Source organism: Howardella ureilytica (assembly GCF_054657495.1).
The window spans coordinates 1-18,546 of record NZ_BAAHYP010000011.1 but is presented as its reverse complement, the minus strand read 5'-3'; the positions used below and the strand labels follow the sequence as shown (position 1 = coordinate 18,546).

The window sequence follows — 18,546 nt, the reverse complement described above, 5'->3', positions numbered from 1 at the left end:
ATGATATAATCTTATATTGTTTATTAAGCTTTATTTCTGCCTAAGAATAAGGAGCAATAATTGAACCGTGAGATAAGTAATTTATATGACATTAATCCGCATCCATATGAAAAAGTATAAGATATGGAATTTCCTACACTTATTGTTTGTGGCTTTGTTTATTTAGCAGCCTTGCTCTCATTTTTCTGTGGAATGATTCTTGCATCGATACAATTAAGAAATAGGCAGGAATTTGAGATGGAATTGATAAAATGTGAGGATATCAAAAGATATCTACTGAATAAGGATAAAGTTTGAAATGACTAATAATATAATTCGAAGAAGAATAAAAAGTATCATTATAGGAATATTACTTACTTATACTTTCTTTTTTCAATATAAGGCTGTAGAATTATCCCCCGCTTTAGAAAAAAGTGGTTTTGTAGCAAGGGCATTTTCTATTACATCACAGGTTTTAAATGGATACAGGATTGTTCATGCATTTATATGTGCTTGCATAATCTTTGTTGTATATAAAACGCTAAAGCATATGGGAAGATATAACTTTAAATATGGTAAATTAATTTTCTTCATAGCACCTATTTTTGGAATATTAAATGTTCTTGGACTTTGTATGTATCATATGGACAAATTACCTAATGTTTACGGTGGTGTGTACACATTTTGGATAATAATTGTCATGTTAGGTTGGACTGTTGCTTTTTTACTTGCAGCCTATTGGGTATGGTATTTTGTTGAATACCGATTACTTAAAGCTTCTATAGACAATAATAAAAGTGCAAAATGCGAATCCGGTAAGGAATCTGACCGAAAAACTGAATCATCAAAGAATTCATTTTGGAATAGATTATGGGCTTGGTGTAGTTCTCATTTTTTTATATCTTCTGCCATTATTATCTTTTTATGTTGGATACCTTGGTTAATAATATATTATCCTGCAAGTATGGATAACGATGTGTATTGGCAGCTTGCTTTGTATTTTGGGAAAATAGAACAAATAAATCACCATCCGTGGTTTGCCAATACAATACTAGCAATGTTTTATTCTTTGGGCAAACAGATGGGAAGTGCCAATTTTGGGATATTTTTATATGTTCTTATTAGAGACATTATCATGGCATTTATATATGCCGCCGGTGTAAATATGCTTCGTAAAGCTGGTATAAGAAAATTATTTTATAGATTGGTACTTATATATTTCGCAATAACACCGGTATGGGCTGCATATGCTAAACATGGATTTAAGGATACTTTTGCAGCAGCTTTATTTACATATTGTGTGATTAGCTTTATAACTCTTATATATAAGATAAAAAATCATGATGATAAAGTGATGGATTATGTTAATTTCGCAATTGCAGTATTTGTTGCATCGTTGTATAGAAATAATTACATATATTGTATAATTCCTGTTGCAATAGTAATGGTTGTTTTTTGTCTTGTTAAAAAAATTAAGCTATATAAAATTGGAATTATTATTTTAGCGTTTGTATGCGTATTTGGATATAATCAATATTTATATAAAGGTCTTGGAGTAAAAAAGGCTTCTTCGAATGAAATGATGTCATTGCCATATCAAGTGACTGCGCGCACTGTTAAGGAACATAAGGATGAACTTACAGAAGAGGAGTATAAAGCTATTGATGCCGTATTTCCTATAGAAGAGCTCGGAAAGGCCTATAATCCAACGGTATCGGATCCGGTTAAAGGTCGTGCAAAAAGCGGTTTTAGCTTTAAGTCAGATGAGTGGAGAGCATGGCTGAATACTTGGTTTGAAATGGCATCGAAATATCCCGAAAGCTACTTATCGGCGATCATTGCTTCTACATATGGATACTATTCCTTCACACCGAAATTACCGTTTGGTTCCGGAAATATGAATTCTGGAATGACAATATGGAACTGGGCAAGTTCAGAAATGTTTGGAGAAGAATTTCCGGAACTTCATTACGAAAATCCGGATTTAGATAATGCGAGAGAAGCTATGCAGCAGTGGACAACAGTGTGGGATAACACATTATTTTTAAGCTTAACGGATGTAATAGCTCTTTATACATGGCTGACGGTTCTTATAGGTTGGATATTAATCCGTAAAAAGAAATATATATATCTTTTACCTGTTATTATGGTTGAACTTCTTATACTTACATGTATAGCATCTCCTGTAAATGATTGCTTTAGATATTTTGCTCCAGTTGCTGCATCACTTCCGATGCTATTGGCAATATTTGGATTTATTGATAAGGAGCGGGACGATAAAAAAATTACGGATGATATACCATAATGATATTAAAAAGTAGATTATGTTGAATTAGAAATAGTCATAGATATTAAAACAAATAGATGGTTATTCAAAAAATCATATGACTTTATTGCTATATTGGCTTTAAATTCATATGATTTTTTATTGCATCCTCAATTATTGCAAATTAATACCATACTTAACTTTTATTTAATAATTATAATTTAAACACATGTGATATAATCTTATATTGTTTATTAGGCTTTATCTCTGCCCAAGGATAAGGAGTAATAATTGAACATTGGCATGAATAATAATTCATATGACGTTAATCCGCGTCCGTATGAAAAAAGCATGAAATACGGGATTTCCGCTCTAAGCGATGCGGAACTTCTTGCAATTATTCTGAGGACGGGTACAAAGGGAGCGGATGCAACATCTCTGTCATCGGAAGTCCTAAGAGCCTTTGCCGGAAAAGACGGAATAGTCGGTCTGTGTAATGCGGAAATCCATGAACTTATGAGGATTAAGGGAATAGGAAAAGTCAAAGCAATACAGATTCGGGCTATAATCGAGTTGGCTAAGAGACTCTCAAAGGGAAGTGTAAGCGAAAGAAAATGCTTTTCGAATCCAAAGATAATAGCCGATTATTACATGCAGGACATGATGCACCTTGAAGTTGAAAAGGTATTATTGGTCATATTGGACAACAAATGCAGATTAATCTGCGATAAATTTGTGTCACAGGGGACCGTTAACAGCTCTGTAATTTCTCCGAGAGAGATAATTATAGAAGCTCTGAAGCATAAAGCCGTATTTATTGTTGTAATACATAATCATCCAAGCGGCGATCCAACGCCGAGTAATGATGACTATAATTTCACTGACAGGTTAAAGCGTGCTGCGGAAATAGTTGATATACCTCTTTTGGATCATATAATAATAGGTAATAATCAATATATAAGTTTAAAAGAAACAGGTAAGTGTTAGTCTTCTGAAAGGAGAAGAAATGGCTCAGAATACATACGGTCTCGATATTGGTACAAGTAATTTTAAGATGTGCTGTGACGAAACCATTCTTAACGAAAGAAATATTATTGCTTTAAGAAATAAGGAGATAATTGCATTCGGTGACGAAGCATATGAAATGTATGAAAAAGCACCGGTCAATATCGACGTTTCGTTTCCGGTAAAGTTCGGAGTTATAGCAGATATTCAGAATATGCAGTCATTGATTTATAAATTCTATGAAAAAATCAGTGAAACGAAGAAGGCTTCCGGAGCTGCAGATTTCTATATTGCGATACCTACAGATGTTACGGAAGTTGAAAAAAGAGCTTTTTACGAACTTGTTCTTAAATCAAAAATTAAAACCGGCAATGTATACGTAGTTGACAAACCGGTTGCCGATGCAATCGGAGCAGGTCTTGATGTTACATCGTCAAAGGGAATTATGGTAGTTAACATAGGTGCCGAGACCACGGAGATTTCCGTTTTATCCCTGGGCGGAATTGTAATCAGCAGAACAATTAAGATAGGCGGATCTAAATTAGATGAAAGTATCATTGCCGCAATCAGAAAAGAATATAATCTGATTATAGGAAAGAGAACTGCCGAAAAGTTAAAGATTGAACTCGGAAGTGCTGTTTGCTCGGATGAAACAGAAGAAATATTTACCGACGGATACGGAAGAAATGTTATTTCCGGTCTTCCGGTAAGCGTTAAGGTATCGTCCAAGGTTATCCAAAATGCAATATCAGATCCGCTGCACCAGATTATGGACTCAGTAAAAGTTATGCTTGAGAGAACTCCTCCGGAACTCGCTGCAGATATTGTTAAGGACGGGATCTATCTTACGGGAGGAACATCTAATATAAGTCATCTTGAAGAACTGTTTAAGTCTGAAACGGGAATAGAGGCGAGATTGGTGGAAAATCCTCAGGAGAGTATAATCAGAGGACTGACTGAAGTTGTAAATAATCCTTCATTTAACAGTCTTGCATATATACCTAGAGATAAGGTTTTTGATTAATCGATAAAGAGTATATTTATGAAAAATAAATTATCCAAGTTTTTTACACCGAAAAGAATTCTTCTTGCAGTAGTTTTTTTCTGTGTTGTTCTTACGGCAACGAGCTTCTTTACGGATAAGCTGATTACACCGTTAAGAAATGTGTTTTCATACATAGTGGTGCCGATTCAAAACGGTATCAATTCAATCGGTTCCGGTTTGACGGATGATGACAATAAAAAGAAGACGTTAGAGGAACTTCAAACTCAAAATAAAGAACTTGAATCTCAGGTTGCATCATTAAAAGCGGAAAATGACGCATTAAAAAGCGATGCGGATGAACTTTCCGACTTGAGAAACTTTTACGGTATGGAAAGTCAGCTTTCATCATATACAAAAGTGGGTGCAAGAGTAATAGGTACCACATCGACCAACTGGAATCAGAGCTTCACCATTGATCAGGGAAGCAAAAAAGGAATTAAAGTTGACATGAATGTAATAACCGACAAGGGACTTGTGGGGATAGTAACGGAAGTTTATGATTCTTATTCTGTTGTTACTACAATTGTTGCAGACAATTCAAATGTTGCGGCAATGGATGAGAGAACCAAAGACCAGTGTATTGTTGAGGGTGATATTACACTTATGGATTCGGGTATTATAAAGCTGAGTCGAATTAAATCCAATGCGGGAATTAAGAGCGGTGATAAAATTGTCACAAGTAACATAAGCAGTAAATATCTTCCCGGATTGTTGGTCGGATATGTTAAGGATATAACGTCAGATGATTCCGGACTCTCAAAATCCGGAAATCTTGTTCCGGCGGCGGACTTTGACCATCTGACAGACGTTGTGGTTATTACAACGACTAAAGATCAGCTTACCAACGGATAAGCGGGAGATTGACATGAAAAGAAAATTCTCAGAAATCGGCCTCATATTCGGGTTTTATATTCTGCAGGTTACACTTTTTAATTACATAAGGATAGGCGGAATAGCTCCTAATTTACTGATTATTCTGCCTGTCTTTTTTGGGTTGTTAAAAGGCAAAAAAGAGGGGATGTTTGTAGGAATATTTTCCGGTTTTATATATGATATATTTTTTTCGGGATTATTGGGATTCACCATGCTTATATATACGGTAATCGGTTATATATGCGGCATGTTTTTTAATCAATATGAAGAAAGTAATTTTATTATTCCGTTATTTTTGACGGCGGCGGGAACATTTTCATACGGGTTTCTGTCATTTGTAGTTCAGTTTTTATTACACAACCGAATTATAGCCGATTTTTTCATTATAAGAATTATTATGCCGGAAGTCGTCTATACAGTAATCGTAGCTTTGATTATTTATAAACCTATCAGATTATTAAATAATATTTTAGATAAGAAGAAAAGTAAGGCGGTGAATATAGATGAAGAAATTAAAAAATAGCCTGAAGTCATTTTTTAACAACAGGGTTTCCGTACTTATTGTTGTTATGGCGGTTCTTTTTTCCATACTTGTTGTCCATTTGTTTAACCTGCAGATAATCAGGGGAAATGAATATAAGCAATCGTTGAATTCATCAATTGAAAAGGTAATCAGCACACCTGCGTCAAGAGGAAGAATATTTGACAGAAACGGAGTGCTGCTTGCTTACGACGATATAGTATATGCCGTAAACATAAGTGACTCAGGTTCATTTAAGAATAAAACCGAAAAAAATGAAGCCATCAATAATTCAATTATAAAAACATTGGCTATACTCAGTAAAAACGGAGACAAATACACCAATACATTCGGAATATCATATGAAAACGGTAAATACGAATATAATGTTGAGGGAAACACAAGGCTTGGTTTTCTGAGAGATTGTTACGGGAAGGCAGCAATTTCGGATTTAACCGATGAACAGAAGAATTCATCCGCTGATGAACTGATGAAATATATGATAACCAATTATCAAATAAATACGGATAAACTGTCTCCGGATGATTTATTGGAATTGCTGTATTTAAGAATGAATCTTACCGCTAATTCTTATACCAGATATAAACCGATAACCATAGCAAGTGAAATTTCCGAGGCAAGTATCGCCGCCATATCGGAGAATCAGAACACGTTTACCGGTGTAACGGTTGACAGTCAATATGTACGAAGATACAACGACAGTAAGTATTATTCCGCACTTATGGGATATACGGGAGTTGTAAGCACGGATCAGTTGGATGAACTACGTAAAGAAAATTCTTCATATGACAACACGGATTTAGTCGGAAAGGGCGGAATAGAAGAAGCGTTTGAAATGGACCTTGCGGGTAAAAAGGGAGAAAAACAGGTATATCTGGATACTGTGGGAAGAATAACAGAAGTTATCGGCGAAACACAGTCCGTCGCCGGACATGACGTATATCTCACAATAGATTCAAGGCTTCAGAAAAAGTTATACGACCTGCTTGAGGAAAAGCTCACCGAAATAGTGCTTGCGCACCTGAAAGAGAGCGGTGAAAAGTATGTATATGATTCAGGCGGAGCACTTATAGATCTGTATATATTAATGCCTGAAGTATATTTCGCACTGATAGATAACGATTTGGTATCCTTTGATAAGTTGCGAAATCCTACAACGGATTTAGAGAAGAGCGTTAACGGAAGATATGAAGAAAGATTAAAAGAAAAAACCGACTGGCTTTCAGGTGAACTTAACGGTCAGGGTACAAATTACAAGGATCTTTCGGATGAGAATAAGTCCTATATATGGAGAGCATATGAAATTCTCACAGAGAACAAAATTATAAGAACCGATCTTATGAACAACGAAGATCCCGTAACCGTAAAATGGAACAGCGGCGAAGACATAAGTTTTAAAGCATTTATAGAGCACTGTATAACAAACGGATGGGTTGATCTTTCAGAAATCTCCGACAGTCAATATACGGATCTTTCCGAAGTATACTCAAAAATAACATCATATATTACTGAAAAGGTTAAGGAAGACAGAAAGTTTTGTCTTAATATCTTTAAGTATCTGATTCAGGACGGAACCGTTTCGGGCAGAGAAATGTGTATGCTTTTATACGATCAGGGGTATTTACAAAAGGATGATTATTATAACTCATTGTCAAATTGGACATTATCCGCAAGCGACTTTATAAGAACGGCAATGAACAATAAGCTTTTAACGCCTGGTACTCTGGGTATTGCTCCGAGTTCCGGTGCGGCCGTTCTTGAGGATCCCAATAACGGACAGCTGTTGGCACTGGTGTCTTATCCGGGTTATGATACCAACAAATTAAGCGGAAACATGGATGTGGATTATTACAATCAAATAAGCAAAAATGCTTCTAAGCCGTTGCTTAACTGGGCAACTCAGGCTCAAACTATGCCGGGTTCCACATTTAAAATGGCCACGGCATTAGCGGGACTTAACAATGGAATAATCGATCCTTATACACAGATATATTGCAGCGGTTTATTTACCGAGGTTACGCCTTCGCCGAGATGTTCGGTTTATCCCGGAGAACACGGCAATGAAACAGTTCAAACCGCCCTCAGGGATTCGTGCAATGTATTCTTCTATTCAATAGGTTATGATCTTGCAAAGAGCAAAGACGGGTCATACGATTCGGACTACGGAACGGATATACTCAAAAAATATACGGATGATTTGGGACTTTCCGTAAAATCGGGAATAGAAATACCGGAATCCACGCCGAAAGCGTCTGATACAAATGCCATTGCATCTGCGATAGGACAGGGTACGGCACAGTATTCTTGTCTTAATCTTTCAAGGTATGTATCTACCATTGCAAACGGCGGAAAGAGTTACGAAACCCATCTTGTTCTTAAAGTTACGGATAATTCGGGAAAGACCATAAAAGAAACAAACAGTGTTTTATCAAATGAAATGAATTATATTTCAGATACGGCATGGAAGGCCGTTCACGACGGAATGATTCTTGCAGTGCAGCATTACAAGACATTCAGCGGATTGGAGTCACTGAAGGTAGCGGGAAAAACAGGTACGTCACAGGTCAATAAAACCACAATGGATAACGGTACATTTGTATCGTATGCACCTTACGACAATCCGGAAATTGCTCTTTCCATTGAGATTCCGAACGGATACACATCAACATATAATGCACAGAGTGCAGCCGCTTTTTATGAGTGGTATTTCAAAGATTTTAAGAATGGAGCCAATAATTAATGTTTAAAAAATACAACTTGCGAAGCTACAACTATGCGCTTGTAACGCTTGTTGTAATAACTTCGATTTTCGGACTGTTAATAATTAACAGTGCAGATTCATCATACACGGTAAAACAGGCCGGCGGCATTGTTATGGCATTACTTTGGATGACGTTTTTGTCATTCGTTGATTATCATTTTATTTTGAAATATTACAGAGTGCTGTATATATTACTTGTTTTACTGCTGGTAGGAGTAAAGCTGTTCGGTGTATCGGCGGGCGGCGCAACCCGTTGGCTCGGAAGCGGCGCGTTTAGAATTCAGCCTTCCGAAATGGGAAAGCTTATGCTTATACTGTTTCTTGCTCAGCTGCTTTATACCAATAAGGGGAAGCTGAATTCATGGAAATTTCTGGTTTTTGTAAATGCAATACTTGCGGTTCCGCTTTTGCTTATTGTTTCACAGCCCGATCTTTCACAGACGATATTACTGTTTTTGACATTGTTTGTTGTTTTATATACGGCCGGTTTTCCATATAAGAAATTGGGGAAAATAATGATGGTTGCGGTTCCCGTAGCGGTTGGGTTATTTATTTACATACAAAATCCCAATCAGAAACTGTTAAAACCTTATCAGTGGCGAAGGGTAATGGCGTTTATAAACCCTGAAAATTATGACGATAATGTCTATCAGCAGAAATATGCGGTTCAGGCCATCGGATCCGGAGGATTGACCGGCAAGGGATTAGATAATGATGACCCGTCATCACTCCTTAATTCCAATTACATTGCCGAAGCGCATACGGATTTCGTTTTTGCGGCTTTAGGAGAGCAGCTTGGATTCATAGGCTCGGTAATAGCCATAGGCCTTCTGGCTGCCATTGTATTTGTATGTATATATATTGCAATCAAAACCAGAGACTATGCGGGAAGACTGATAGTCATAGGAATTGCGTCATATATAGGTTTTCAAACATTCTTTAATATAGGTGTTGTAACTCAGTTGCTGCCTAATACCGGACTGGCATTGCCGTTTTTCAGTTACGGACTGAGCTCTCTTATTACTCTGTATACCTCAATGGGGATAGTATTAAATATAAGTTTGCAAAACGGACAGGTTAAAGATAAAGATTTATTCATAAGCGGCATAGTGGACATCGAAGAAGTCAGAGATGATGAGAAGAAGACCCACAGACTCAGACTGTAAGGAGTAATTATGGCAAGAAAAAGATATTCGGCAAAACCGAAAGCGGCAATAATTATTTTCATAATTGTAATCGCTTATGCAATAAGCTTTTCGGTAATGATTCTTTTCAGACCGACAACAGCAATATATGAGGTAGTTGCCGGAGGGCTTTCTCAGACATATACCGCCCGTGGTTTGGTAATGAGACAGGAAAAAGTTTATAATGCCGAAAACAGCGGAACCATATCATATTTTCAAAATGAGGGTGCGAGAGTGAAAGTGGATGATCCCATTTATGCAATGGGAAATGTGGAAGAGGAACTCGGCAAAGACAAGACTCAGCTTACAAGTACAAGAATAGATCAGTTGAGAAGTGCACTGAAATCATATGTAACCAATTATGATACGGACGGATTCGGTTCACTGTATGATACCAGGAATATGATAAATACCATCCTTGTAAGTGCTCACAATGACGTTACAAACGGGGGTAACGATATAAACACGGTAAATGCTCAGGTTACGGGATATGTTGAATATCGGGTGGACGGACAGGAAAATATTAATGAAGATTCGCTGAGTGATTCGATGTTTGACAAAAATAATGAAATAAAACCCGTAAAAACCGCTGACAACAATAAAGTGGAAGCGGGTAAGCCTGCATACAAGATTGTGACAAGCGAAGATTGGAATATTTATATCAAACTGGATGACAGTATAATATCCGAATACGGTCTTGACGATGTAAATGGCGTTTCCCTCAGATTAGGGAAAAATAATGTTGTAACAAGAGGTAATTTCGAAATTCTTGAAAAAAACGGCAAAAAGTACGGAAAAATAACGCTGAACAAGTATATTGAATACTACCTCTCGGACAGATATGCCAATATTGAAATTACATCCAATAATGTAAGCGGACTTAAGATTCCCAATTCTTCATTAGCGGTTGAAGATATGTATGTGGTTCCTGCGGATTATCTTACAAAGGGAGCGTCCGGAGAATACGGTTTCTTTCAGCAAAACGGTTCAAACGTGACATTTATAACGCCTGTTATTACAAAGACGGACAATGAAAACTGTTATATAAGAACCCGCCGCATGAGCAGCGGTACGGTGTTGAAAAAACCGGATTCAAGCGAAACATATACCGTTGGGAAAATTGAAAGACTTACAGGCGTATACAGTGTAAATACGGGATATACGGTATTTAAACCGGTTGAAATACTGGATCAGAATAAAGAGTATTCCATTATTAAGTACGGATATGAACAAAGCCTTTCAATTTACGACAGAATACTTTTAAATGCCGCAGATTATAGTTCGGATGAAGTTGTTTATTAAGAGAGATAAAGACATATGTTAAAAGATTCATTAAACGAAGTTAAAAAAAATATATCGGAAGCCTGTAAGAGAGCGGGCAGAGATCCAAAAGACGTAACATTGATAGCCGTAAGCAAAACAAAGCCGGTGGAAATGTTATCTGAAGTATATAATGAGGGTGTAAGAGATTTCGGTGAAAACTATGTTCAGGAATTAGTCGATAAAATCGAAATAATGCCAAAGGACATAAGGTGGCATATGATAGGTCACCTTCAGAGAAACAAGGTAAAATATCTGGTGGGTAAAGTTGCCTGCATTCACTCAGTTGACAGCATAAGACTGGCGGAAGAAATAAATGAGCGCTCCGTTAAATCAGGTATAGTAACAGAGATTATGGCCGAGGTAAACATCGCCGGCGAGGAATCAAAATTCGGTTTCAAACGCGATGAGGTCTTTGATTTTGCCGAAAAGGTAAGCGTTATGAAAGGCGTTAAACTGACAGGTCTCATGACAAGCGCTCCGTATGTTGCCGATCCTGAAGAAAATCGTATTTACTTTAGGGAAATGAAGTCGTTAAGTGTTGACATAAATGCGAAAAACATTGATAATGTAAATATTACTGGGCTATCTATGGGAATGACGAATGATTATGTAGTTGCAGTAGAAGAGGGGGCGACTCATGTCAGAGTCGGAACGGCAATATTTGGTGCAAGAAATTATAATTGAGTATGTGAGTGGAGGCAGTCGGTATGGCATTCGGAGCGTTGAAGAACCTTTTCAAGGAAGATGTAGAGGACGAAGAGGAATTATACGAACCTGAAAAGTATGATGTGGATGAGGAACCTAAGGCTACTAAGCGTAAGCGTGGATTTTTTTCTAAAAAGGACGACTCAGAAGATTTATACAAAGAAGATGAGTACGAATCAAGAAACGACAATGTAGTTCCTATTCGTACAACGAGAACAAAACAGATGGAAGTAGTAGTTATTAAACCTAATTCAATTAACGACGGTGAAGAGATTACAAAGACATTGTTATCGGGAAGAGCCGTAATTCTTAATTTGGAGGGAATCGATTATAATCTTTCACAGAGAATAATTGATTATTCAGCCGGAACATGCTGTGCGATTGACGGTAAATTCCACAGCATCACAAACTTTATTTATATTGTTACGCCTAAGGATGTTCAGTTATCCGGTGATTTTGAAAAAGCCATGGGTATGTTCGGAGAGACTTCCGTAGATTCAAATCCCGTTTCCTCAATGGCATCGGGAAGCAAATATGAATATAAGTTTTAATACAATATAATTATTAATACGGAGATAGTTATGTCGGAAATCATAAATGTAAAAAATGGTGATGACATACTGTATGAAATTAATATTACAAAGGGGTTTCAGGAATTTTCAAAGTTCTTGAAACCATTTTTGTCAAATGGGCAAAAAGTTTGCATAGTTTCAGACAGTAATGTGGCACCTTTATATATGGATAAGATAAAGAATATTGTTGAAGAATGCGGTAATGTATGTTTTTCTTTTGTTTTCAATGCAGGAGAGGAGAATAAGAACCTTAATACGGTTCAGGATTTATATGAATTCCTTATTGAAAAGCATATGGAGAGGAGAGATATTTTAATTGCTCTCGGAGGAGGAGTGGTCGGAGATCTTACCGGTTTTACGGCGGCAACATATTTGAGAGGAATCGGTTTTATACAGGTACCTACGACACTTCTTGCACAGACTGATTCAAGTATAGGCGGAAAAACCGGAGTCGATTTCAGAGGTTACAAAAACATGGTGGGGGCATTTCATCAGCCGTCTCTGGTTTATATGAATATGGATACCGTTAATACACTCGATAACAGACAATTTTTATCGGGACTCGGGGAAGTGATTAAAACCGCCTTAATCAGAGATGCGGCTCTTTTGAATTTTATCGAAGATAACACATGTAAGATTATTGATAAAGATACGGATGCACTGTCTCATATTGTAACGGGCAGCTGTAAGATTAAAAAAGGTGTTGTGGAAAGAGATCCAAAGGAATTCGGAGAGAGAGCATTGCTTAATTTCGGTCACACTTTGGGACATGCCATTGAAAAATGCGCCGGTTTCAGGATATTACACGGGGAATGTGTGGTATTGGGAATGGTTGCGGCACTGAAAATAAGTCTTTCAAGAAAGCTGATAAGCGAAGACGATTATAACAGAATTTATGAACTGTTTGAAAGATTGGGATATAATCTGGACATTTCATATCTGAATGCCGATGAGATAATAGCAGCCACAAAATCCGACAAAAAAATGGATAAAGGTATTGTCAAATTTATTCTTCTTGACGGACTCGGAAACGGAATAATCGTAAGAGATATTACGGATGATGAAATGCTTTACGGTTTATCCGCAATAATGAATAAGGAGCAAAATGAATACAAATAAAAATAACATTATAAAATATTCCATATTTATTGCACTTTCTTCACTTTTTTTATTTACGGATCTGCTGACAAAGTTTATTGCGCAAACCACTCTTGAAGGGAAAAAGCCCATAGTTCTTATTGACGGTGTTTTGGAGCTTTTATTTATCAGAAACGAAGGCGCCGCATGGGGTATGTTCTCCGGAGCGGGAATAATATTTTCCGTGATTGCAATAGCGGCAATAATTTTTATGATTTATGTTCTGATCAAAATGCCCGCAACTAAACATTACGGAATGCTTTTGGCAACAATAATATGTCTGTTTACAGGTGCATTGGGCAATTTAATTGACAGACTGTGGCTGTCTTATGTTCGTGATTTTATTTATTTTTACGGAATAGATTTTCCGGTATTCAATGTAGCTGATATATTTGTAACAATAGGAGCGGTATTGCTTATTATTTCACTTATATTTATATACAGAGAAAAGGATTATGCATTCCTTAAATTAAAGAGATAACATGGAAAGATTAATACTAAAAGCAGATGAAAAAATAAGATTGGATACATTTATTTCGAATAATACAGAAATATCCAGATCGGCGGCTCAGAAGATTATTAAGTCGGGAAATGTATATGTTTTTCCGCGTAATATCGATACCGACACGGAAATATTGTTGCGTAATGTTTCGGACAACAATGTTTCCGATGAAATTTGTACGGAGAAGAATGAAGATTTATTTTCCGAATATTCCGTTGTTAAACCGAATTTTACCGTTTCTTCGGGAGACAGTGTTTTAGTCAACATACCCGATAATGACGAGAAGGAAATACTGCCGGTAAATATACCCGTTAATATTATATATGAGGACGAAGATGTTGTTGTGGTAAATAAGGACAGAGGTATGGTCGTTCATCCGGCTGCCGGTCATTATGACGATACATTGGTGAATGCTTTATTGTACAAATACGGAAGAGACGGTTTATCTGATTTAAACGGAGAAGACAGACCCGGAATTGTCCATCGAATCGACAGAGATACTTCAGGATTGATTGTATGTGCAAAAAACAACAATGCTCATGTTAAGTTGGCGGAACAGTTGGCGTGTCACGGAATGACAAGAAAATACGAGGCAATCGTTCTTAACGGTTTCAGGGAAGAAGAGGGGGTTGTTGATGCACCTCTTGCCAGGGGAAGCGTAGACAGAAAGAAAATCGTAATTGATCGTATTAACGGAAAGAGAGCCGTTACGCATTATAAAGTTTTGGAAAATATAGGTACATTTGCCAATATTGAGTGTATACTTGAAACGGGAAGGACACATCAAATAAGAGTCCATATGAAAAGTATCGGACATCCGATTTTGGGAGACGAAGTTTATTCCAATACAGGTGCAATGCTTGGAAGATTTTCTTCCGGAGGACAAATGCTTCATGCAAGAACCATAGGCTTTTTACATCCTTCCACAGGAGAATATATGGAATTTACTTCGGAGTTACCAAAGTATTTTAGGGATTGCATCGAATTCATAAAAAAGAAAGGCGGTATTTAAAGGTGAAGGGTAGATTTATTATCACAATAGGTCGTGAATTTGGAAGCGGCGGTCATGAAATAGGAATAGAATTAGCTAAAACATTGGGCGTTAAATGTTACGATAAGCAGCTTATTGAACTTGCCGCAAAGGAAAGCGGACTCAGTGAGGAAGTGCTTAAGGCGCAGGATGAGTCAAGATCAAACAGTCTTATATATACTTTGGCTATGGAATCATATTCATACGGTTATCCTGCAGGCGTTTATACGGAAACTCCGCTTAATGAAAAAGTATTCAATGCTCAGCAGGATGTAATCAAGGAAATTGCGGCCCGCGAATCATGCGTAATTATCGGAAGATGCGCTGATTATACATTGGAAGACGATCCGGATCTTATCAGCGTATTTATTCATGCTCCTTTTGAAAAAAGAATATCCAGAATAAAGAGAATATACGAATTAGATGAAAAAAAGGCCGAAAAAATAATTAAAAAGACAGATAAGAAGAGAGCAAATTATTATAACTTTTATACCGAGAGAAAGTGGGGAGATGCCAATACATACGATCTCTGTTTTGATTCAAGTAAATTAGGGTTAAATAAAGCGGTAGAACTTATTCAAATGTATGCAATGATAAAGAAAAAAGACATTTGACGGGTTAATACCTTACTTAAATATTTCATTTTGTAAAGCAAGCGTACGGTTATATCAATAAAACCTTGATATAACCGTACGCTTGCTTTTGTTTGTTTTGTAGAAAAAGTTTTGTGTGACGTTAATTTTAGTAACAGATACTGTTTATGTCAACGGTAAAATTTGTAAATAATGCATTTGTAACATAAATGTATTAAATTACGCACAAATAAGTAAAAAAAATATTGTTAATAGTTATACAATTACAAAAAAGACAGTTTTTATATTTATAAAAGTTTTATAAGTATAAAAACTTATTAAGACTAAATTAATATCTTTACTGTAATTGAGGAATATTGCTATGAAAAAAATCAGAAACAGGAAAAGCAAAGTCAACGGAAGTATGAAAAAAGTCAATGCGCTTATTTTATCCGGCGCACTGGCGACTGCAATAGGAGTTACGGCCCCGGTTATGGCACAGGACGGAATCTCATCAAGCGATAAAGTTGAAAGCCCTGAACATGTTATATCAAATGCGGCATATGCAACGACCAGCCAAATATATGATTTTATAATAAAGGATAACAAAGTTTATTTACAAAACACTGCACCTGACGATGCAGATGCATACGAAGCCGAATTAAGCGGATTTACGAATCAGGACGGAACCATGGTTTCCACTAAGGCCGAAGCTGTCTTTCCGAACGGTGTCACGGTTACTATTACGCCGTCGAACAACGAACAGATGCGCTTATCATATAACAGTACCGCTTCAAAATATTATTTAAACATAAATGACAATATAAATAAAATGATTAATGTAACCGTTAAACACAGTAATGACGATTATTACATAAGATATTTGAAATTATCCAACGGACTTTTTACAACAGTTGATGTGACAAATGACGGTTCATCAAAATCTCTCAGCAAAGATTTTCATACAATCGGAGAGATTGAGTTTAATTACGGAGCAGGTATATATGACATAGGTGACGGAAGAGTAAGCACTTCTCCCGGAACGGCTTCCGATTATGACGGAAATACACATAATCCTGATGATGTTGCAAATCAGACGTTAACAGACAGCAAAAGAGGAGTTACCCTCGTTAAAGGCACGGATTATGATGTTCAATATGTATACGAAAGCAGCGGAGAAGTTGTAACAAATTGTGTCGATGCGGGAAGGTATCTTATTAAGTTTGTCGGTAAGGGATTGTACGGCGGAGAACAGGTTACATATTATTGGATAAATCAAAAGCAGGTTAATATATCGGGAACATATAAGATTCTTGATAAGACATATGACAGAAGCACTTCTGCTCAGCTTGATACGGGTCGGTTGTCTGTTACGGGACTTGTTTCGGGAGACGAACCGAATGTGCAAATCTCATACTCGGCTGATTTTGAAACCGCCGATGCGGGAAACAATAAAAGTGTAACGCTTAAACCGCTCACTCTTACGGGAAGCAAAGCTCATAATTATATTATTAACGAATCACAAAATGTAACAAAAACATTAAACGGCAATATATTGCAAAGTACATTTACCGTTGACGACATAGCTGCCGGAACATATACGGGGAATACAAACAATCCGACCGTTACGGTAAAAGCTCCCGACGGCACGGTAATCAATGAAGGTACCGATTATACCGTAACTTATTCATTTAACGGACAAACAGTAAACGATTGTAAGAATGCGGGAACATATACGGTAACAGTTGCCGGTAAAGGCAATTATACGGGCTCCGTTTCAAAAACATATACCATAAATAAGGCGGATATCACGGCTTCAAACATCAGTATAAAAAATAAAGTTTATGACGGCGTCACAGATGCACAAATAGACTTTACAAAAGTAACTTTAGGCACTTTCTCCGGAGATAATGTAGGGGTGACGGGAAGTGCTTCATTTGACACTGCTGATGTGGGAAATAACAAAAACGTAGCCGTAAGTTTAAGTCTTACCGGAACGGGAGCTTCCAATTACAATTTGACAAACAAGAATATTACATTAAAAGCGAATATTACTCAGGGTTCGTTTAAGGCGAATGTTGTAAATGCAAGTGTTACATACAACGGAAATGTTCAGAACCCGACATTAAACATAACCGATTCCACAAGTGGGAACACATTACGTAAGGATATTGATTATACGGTTACATACTCCGTTAACGGACAATCCGTTTCCGAATGTAAAAATGCGGGAACGTATACGGTAACCGTTACGGGTAAGGGTAATTACACCGGATCCGTAAGCAATACATATACAATTAATAAAAAGCAGGTTACGGTTTCAGGTATAAAAGTCAAAAATAAAGTATTTGACGGTAATACAGGTGCGCAACTTGATTTCAGCTCAGTAAATATTGTCGGAACAGTAAATTCGGACAATATTACCGTATCGGGAGTCGGAACATTTGAAAGTCCGGAAGTCGGAAATAACAAACGTGTAAATATTACAAATCTTTCACTTTTGGGAACGAATGCCGATAATTATTCTCTTGCATCAAGCGGACAGCAGACATACGTATTGGCAACAATAAACCAAAAGGCAATTACGGATGATTTATCCGCTTATGAAATTACCGTAACATCGGAAAATATATATAACGGAAACGTCCAAAATCCTGTCGTAACCGTAAAAGATAAATCAACAAATCAGACTTTGGTTCAAGGTACGGATTACGAAATAAGTTATATATTGAAAGATAATAATGTAACCGAATGTAAGGAAGTCGGAGAATATACCGTAAGAATAGAAGGTAAGGGTAACTACAGCGGAACCGTCAATAAGTTATACAATATCACACATAATCCGGACTGGGATTCTGATAATGACGGAGTAGCGGATGATAAGGAAACAGAAGACGGAACGAATCCTCTTAAACCTGATACAGACGACGACGGAGTAAACGACGGAGACGAGAAGAAAGACGGAACGGATCCACTTAAAGCCGATACAGACGGAGACGGAGTAAGTGACGGAGATGAGAAGAAGGACAGAACGAATCCTCTTAAATCCGA

At 37.0% G+C, this 18,546-nt stretch carries 15 protein-coding genes; all 15 read left to right on the top strand.

Features of this window, described 5'->3' with window-relative positions:
• Positions 1-298: 298 nt before the first annotated feature.
• Positions 299-2,284: a DUF6020 family protein gene (locus ACYQ1N_RS06130; protein WP_459833980.1), complete on the top strand. Its 1,986-nt coding sequence runs from the start codon at positions 299-301 to the stop codon at positions 2,282-2,284.
• A gap of 252 nt (positions 2,285-2,536) precedes the next feature.
• On the top strand, positions 2,537-3,232 hold the full coding sequence (gene radC / locus ACYQ1N_RS06125; RefSeq protein ID WP_459833978.1) for a RadC family protein: 696 nt from the start codon (positions 2,537-2,539) through the stop codon (positions 3,230-3,232).
• 19 nt (positions 3,233-3,251) lie between these two features.
• Positions 3,252-4,274 carry a rod shape-determining protein MreB gene (gene mreB / locus ACYQ1N_RS06120; RefSeq protein ID WP_459833976.1) on the top strand — a complete coding sequence of 341 codons (1,023 nt, stop codon included), beginning with the start codon at positions 3,252-3,254 and terminating at the stop codon, positions 4,272-4,274.
• Between the two features lie 18 nt (positions 4,275-4,292).
• Entirely contained in the window at positions 4,293-5,147 is an 855-nt protein-coding gene (gene mreC, locus ACYQ1N_RS06115) for a rod shape-determining protein MreC (protein WP_459833974.1), read from the top strand.
• A 13-nt stretch (positions 5,148-5,160) separates the two neighbouring features.
• Positions 5,161-5,691, top strand: a complete 531-nt coding sequence (mreD, locus tag ACYQ1N_RS06110) for a rod shape-determining protein MreD (protein WP_459833972.1) — start codon at positions 5,161-5,163, stop codon at positions 5,689-5,691.
• Positions 5,672-8,449, top strand: coding sequence for a penicillin-binding transpeptidase domain-containing protein (locus ACYQ1N_RS06105; RefSeq protein WP_459833970.1), 2,778 nt, complete (start codon positions 5,672-5,674; stop codon positions 8,447-8,449). The genes mreD and ACYQ1N_RS06105 overlap by 20 nt, the downstream gene beginning before the upstream one ends.
• Positions 8,449-9,636, top strand: coding sequence for an FtsW/RodA/SpoVE family cell cycle protein (locus ACYQ1N_RS06100; protein ID WP_459833968.1), 1,188 nt, complete (start codon positions 8,449-8,451; stop codon positions 9,634-9,636). The genes ACYQ1N_RS06105 and ACYQ1N_RS06100 overlap by 1 nt, the downstream gene beginning before the upstream one ends.
• 9 nt (positions 9,637-9,645) lie before the next feature.
• The gene (locus ACYQ1N_RS06095) at positions 9,646-10,956 is read left to right on the top strand and encodes a biotin/lipoyl attachment domain-containing protein (RefSeq protein ID WP_459833966.1); all 1,311 of its coding nucleotides are present in this window, start codon (positions 9,646-9,648) and stop codon (positions 10,954-10,956) included.
• Positions 10,957-10,971: 15 nt separating this feature from the next.
• The gene (locus tag ACYQ1N_RS06090; protein ID WP_459833964.1) at positions 10,972-11,661 is read left to right on the top strand and encodes a YggS family pyridoxal phosphate-dependent enzyme; all 690 of its coding nucleotides are present in this window, start codon (positions 10,972-10,974) and stop codon (positions 11,659-11,661) included.
• A 23-nt stretch (positions 11,662-11,684) separates the two neighbouring features.
• Complete coding sequence (locus ACYQ1N_RS06085) at positions 11,685-12,233, top strand: cell division protein SepF (RefSeq protein WP_459833962.1); 549 nt, start codon at positions 11,685-11,687, stop codon at positions 12,231-12,233.
• A gap of 30 nt (positions 12,234-12,263) precedes the next feature.
• Complete coding sequence (gene aroB, locus ACYQ1N_RS06080) at positions 12,264-13,373, top strand: 3-dehydroquinate synthase (protein ID WP_459833960.1); 1,110 nt, start codon at positions 12,264-12,266, stop codon at positions 13,371-13,373.
• Entirely contained in the window at positions 13,360-13,872 is a 513-nt protein-coding gene (gene lspA / locus ACYQ1N_RS06075) for a signal peptidase II (RefSeq protein ID WP_459833958.1), read from the top strand. The genes aroB and lspA overlap by 14 nt, the downstream gene beginning before the upstream one ends.
• 1 nt (position 13,873) lies before the next feature.
• On the top strand, positions 13,874-14,905 hold the full coding sequence (locus ACYQ1N_RS06070) for an RluA family pseudouridine synthase (RefSeq protein ID WP_459833956.1): 1,032 nt from the start codon (positions 13,874-13,876) through the stop codon (positions 14,903-14,905).
• A 2-nt stretch (positions 14,906-14,907) separates the two neighbouring features.
• The gene (locus ACYQ1N_RS06065; RefSeq protein ID WP_459833954.1) at positions 14,908-15,537 is read left to right on the top strand and encodes a cytidylate kinase-like family protein; all 630 of its coding nucleotides are present in this window, start codon (positions 14,908-14,910) and stop codon (positions 15,535-15,537) included.
• Between the two features lie 340 nt (positions 15,538-15,877).
• Positions 15,878-18,546 (top strand): YDG domain-containing protein (locus tag ACYQ1N_RS06060; RefSeq protein WP_459833952.1); only part of this gene is annotated, 2,669 nt, incomplete at its 3' end.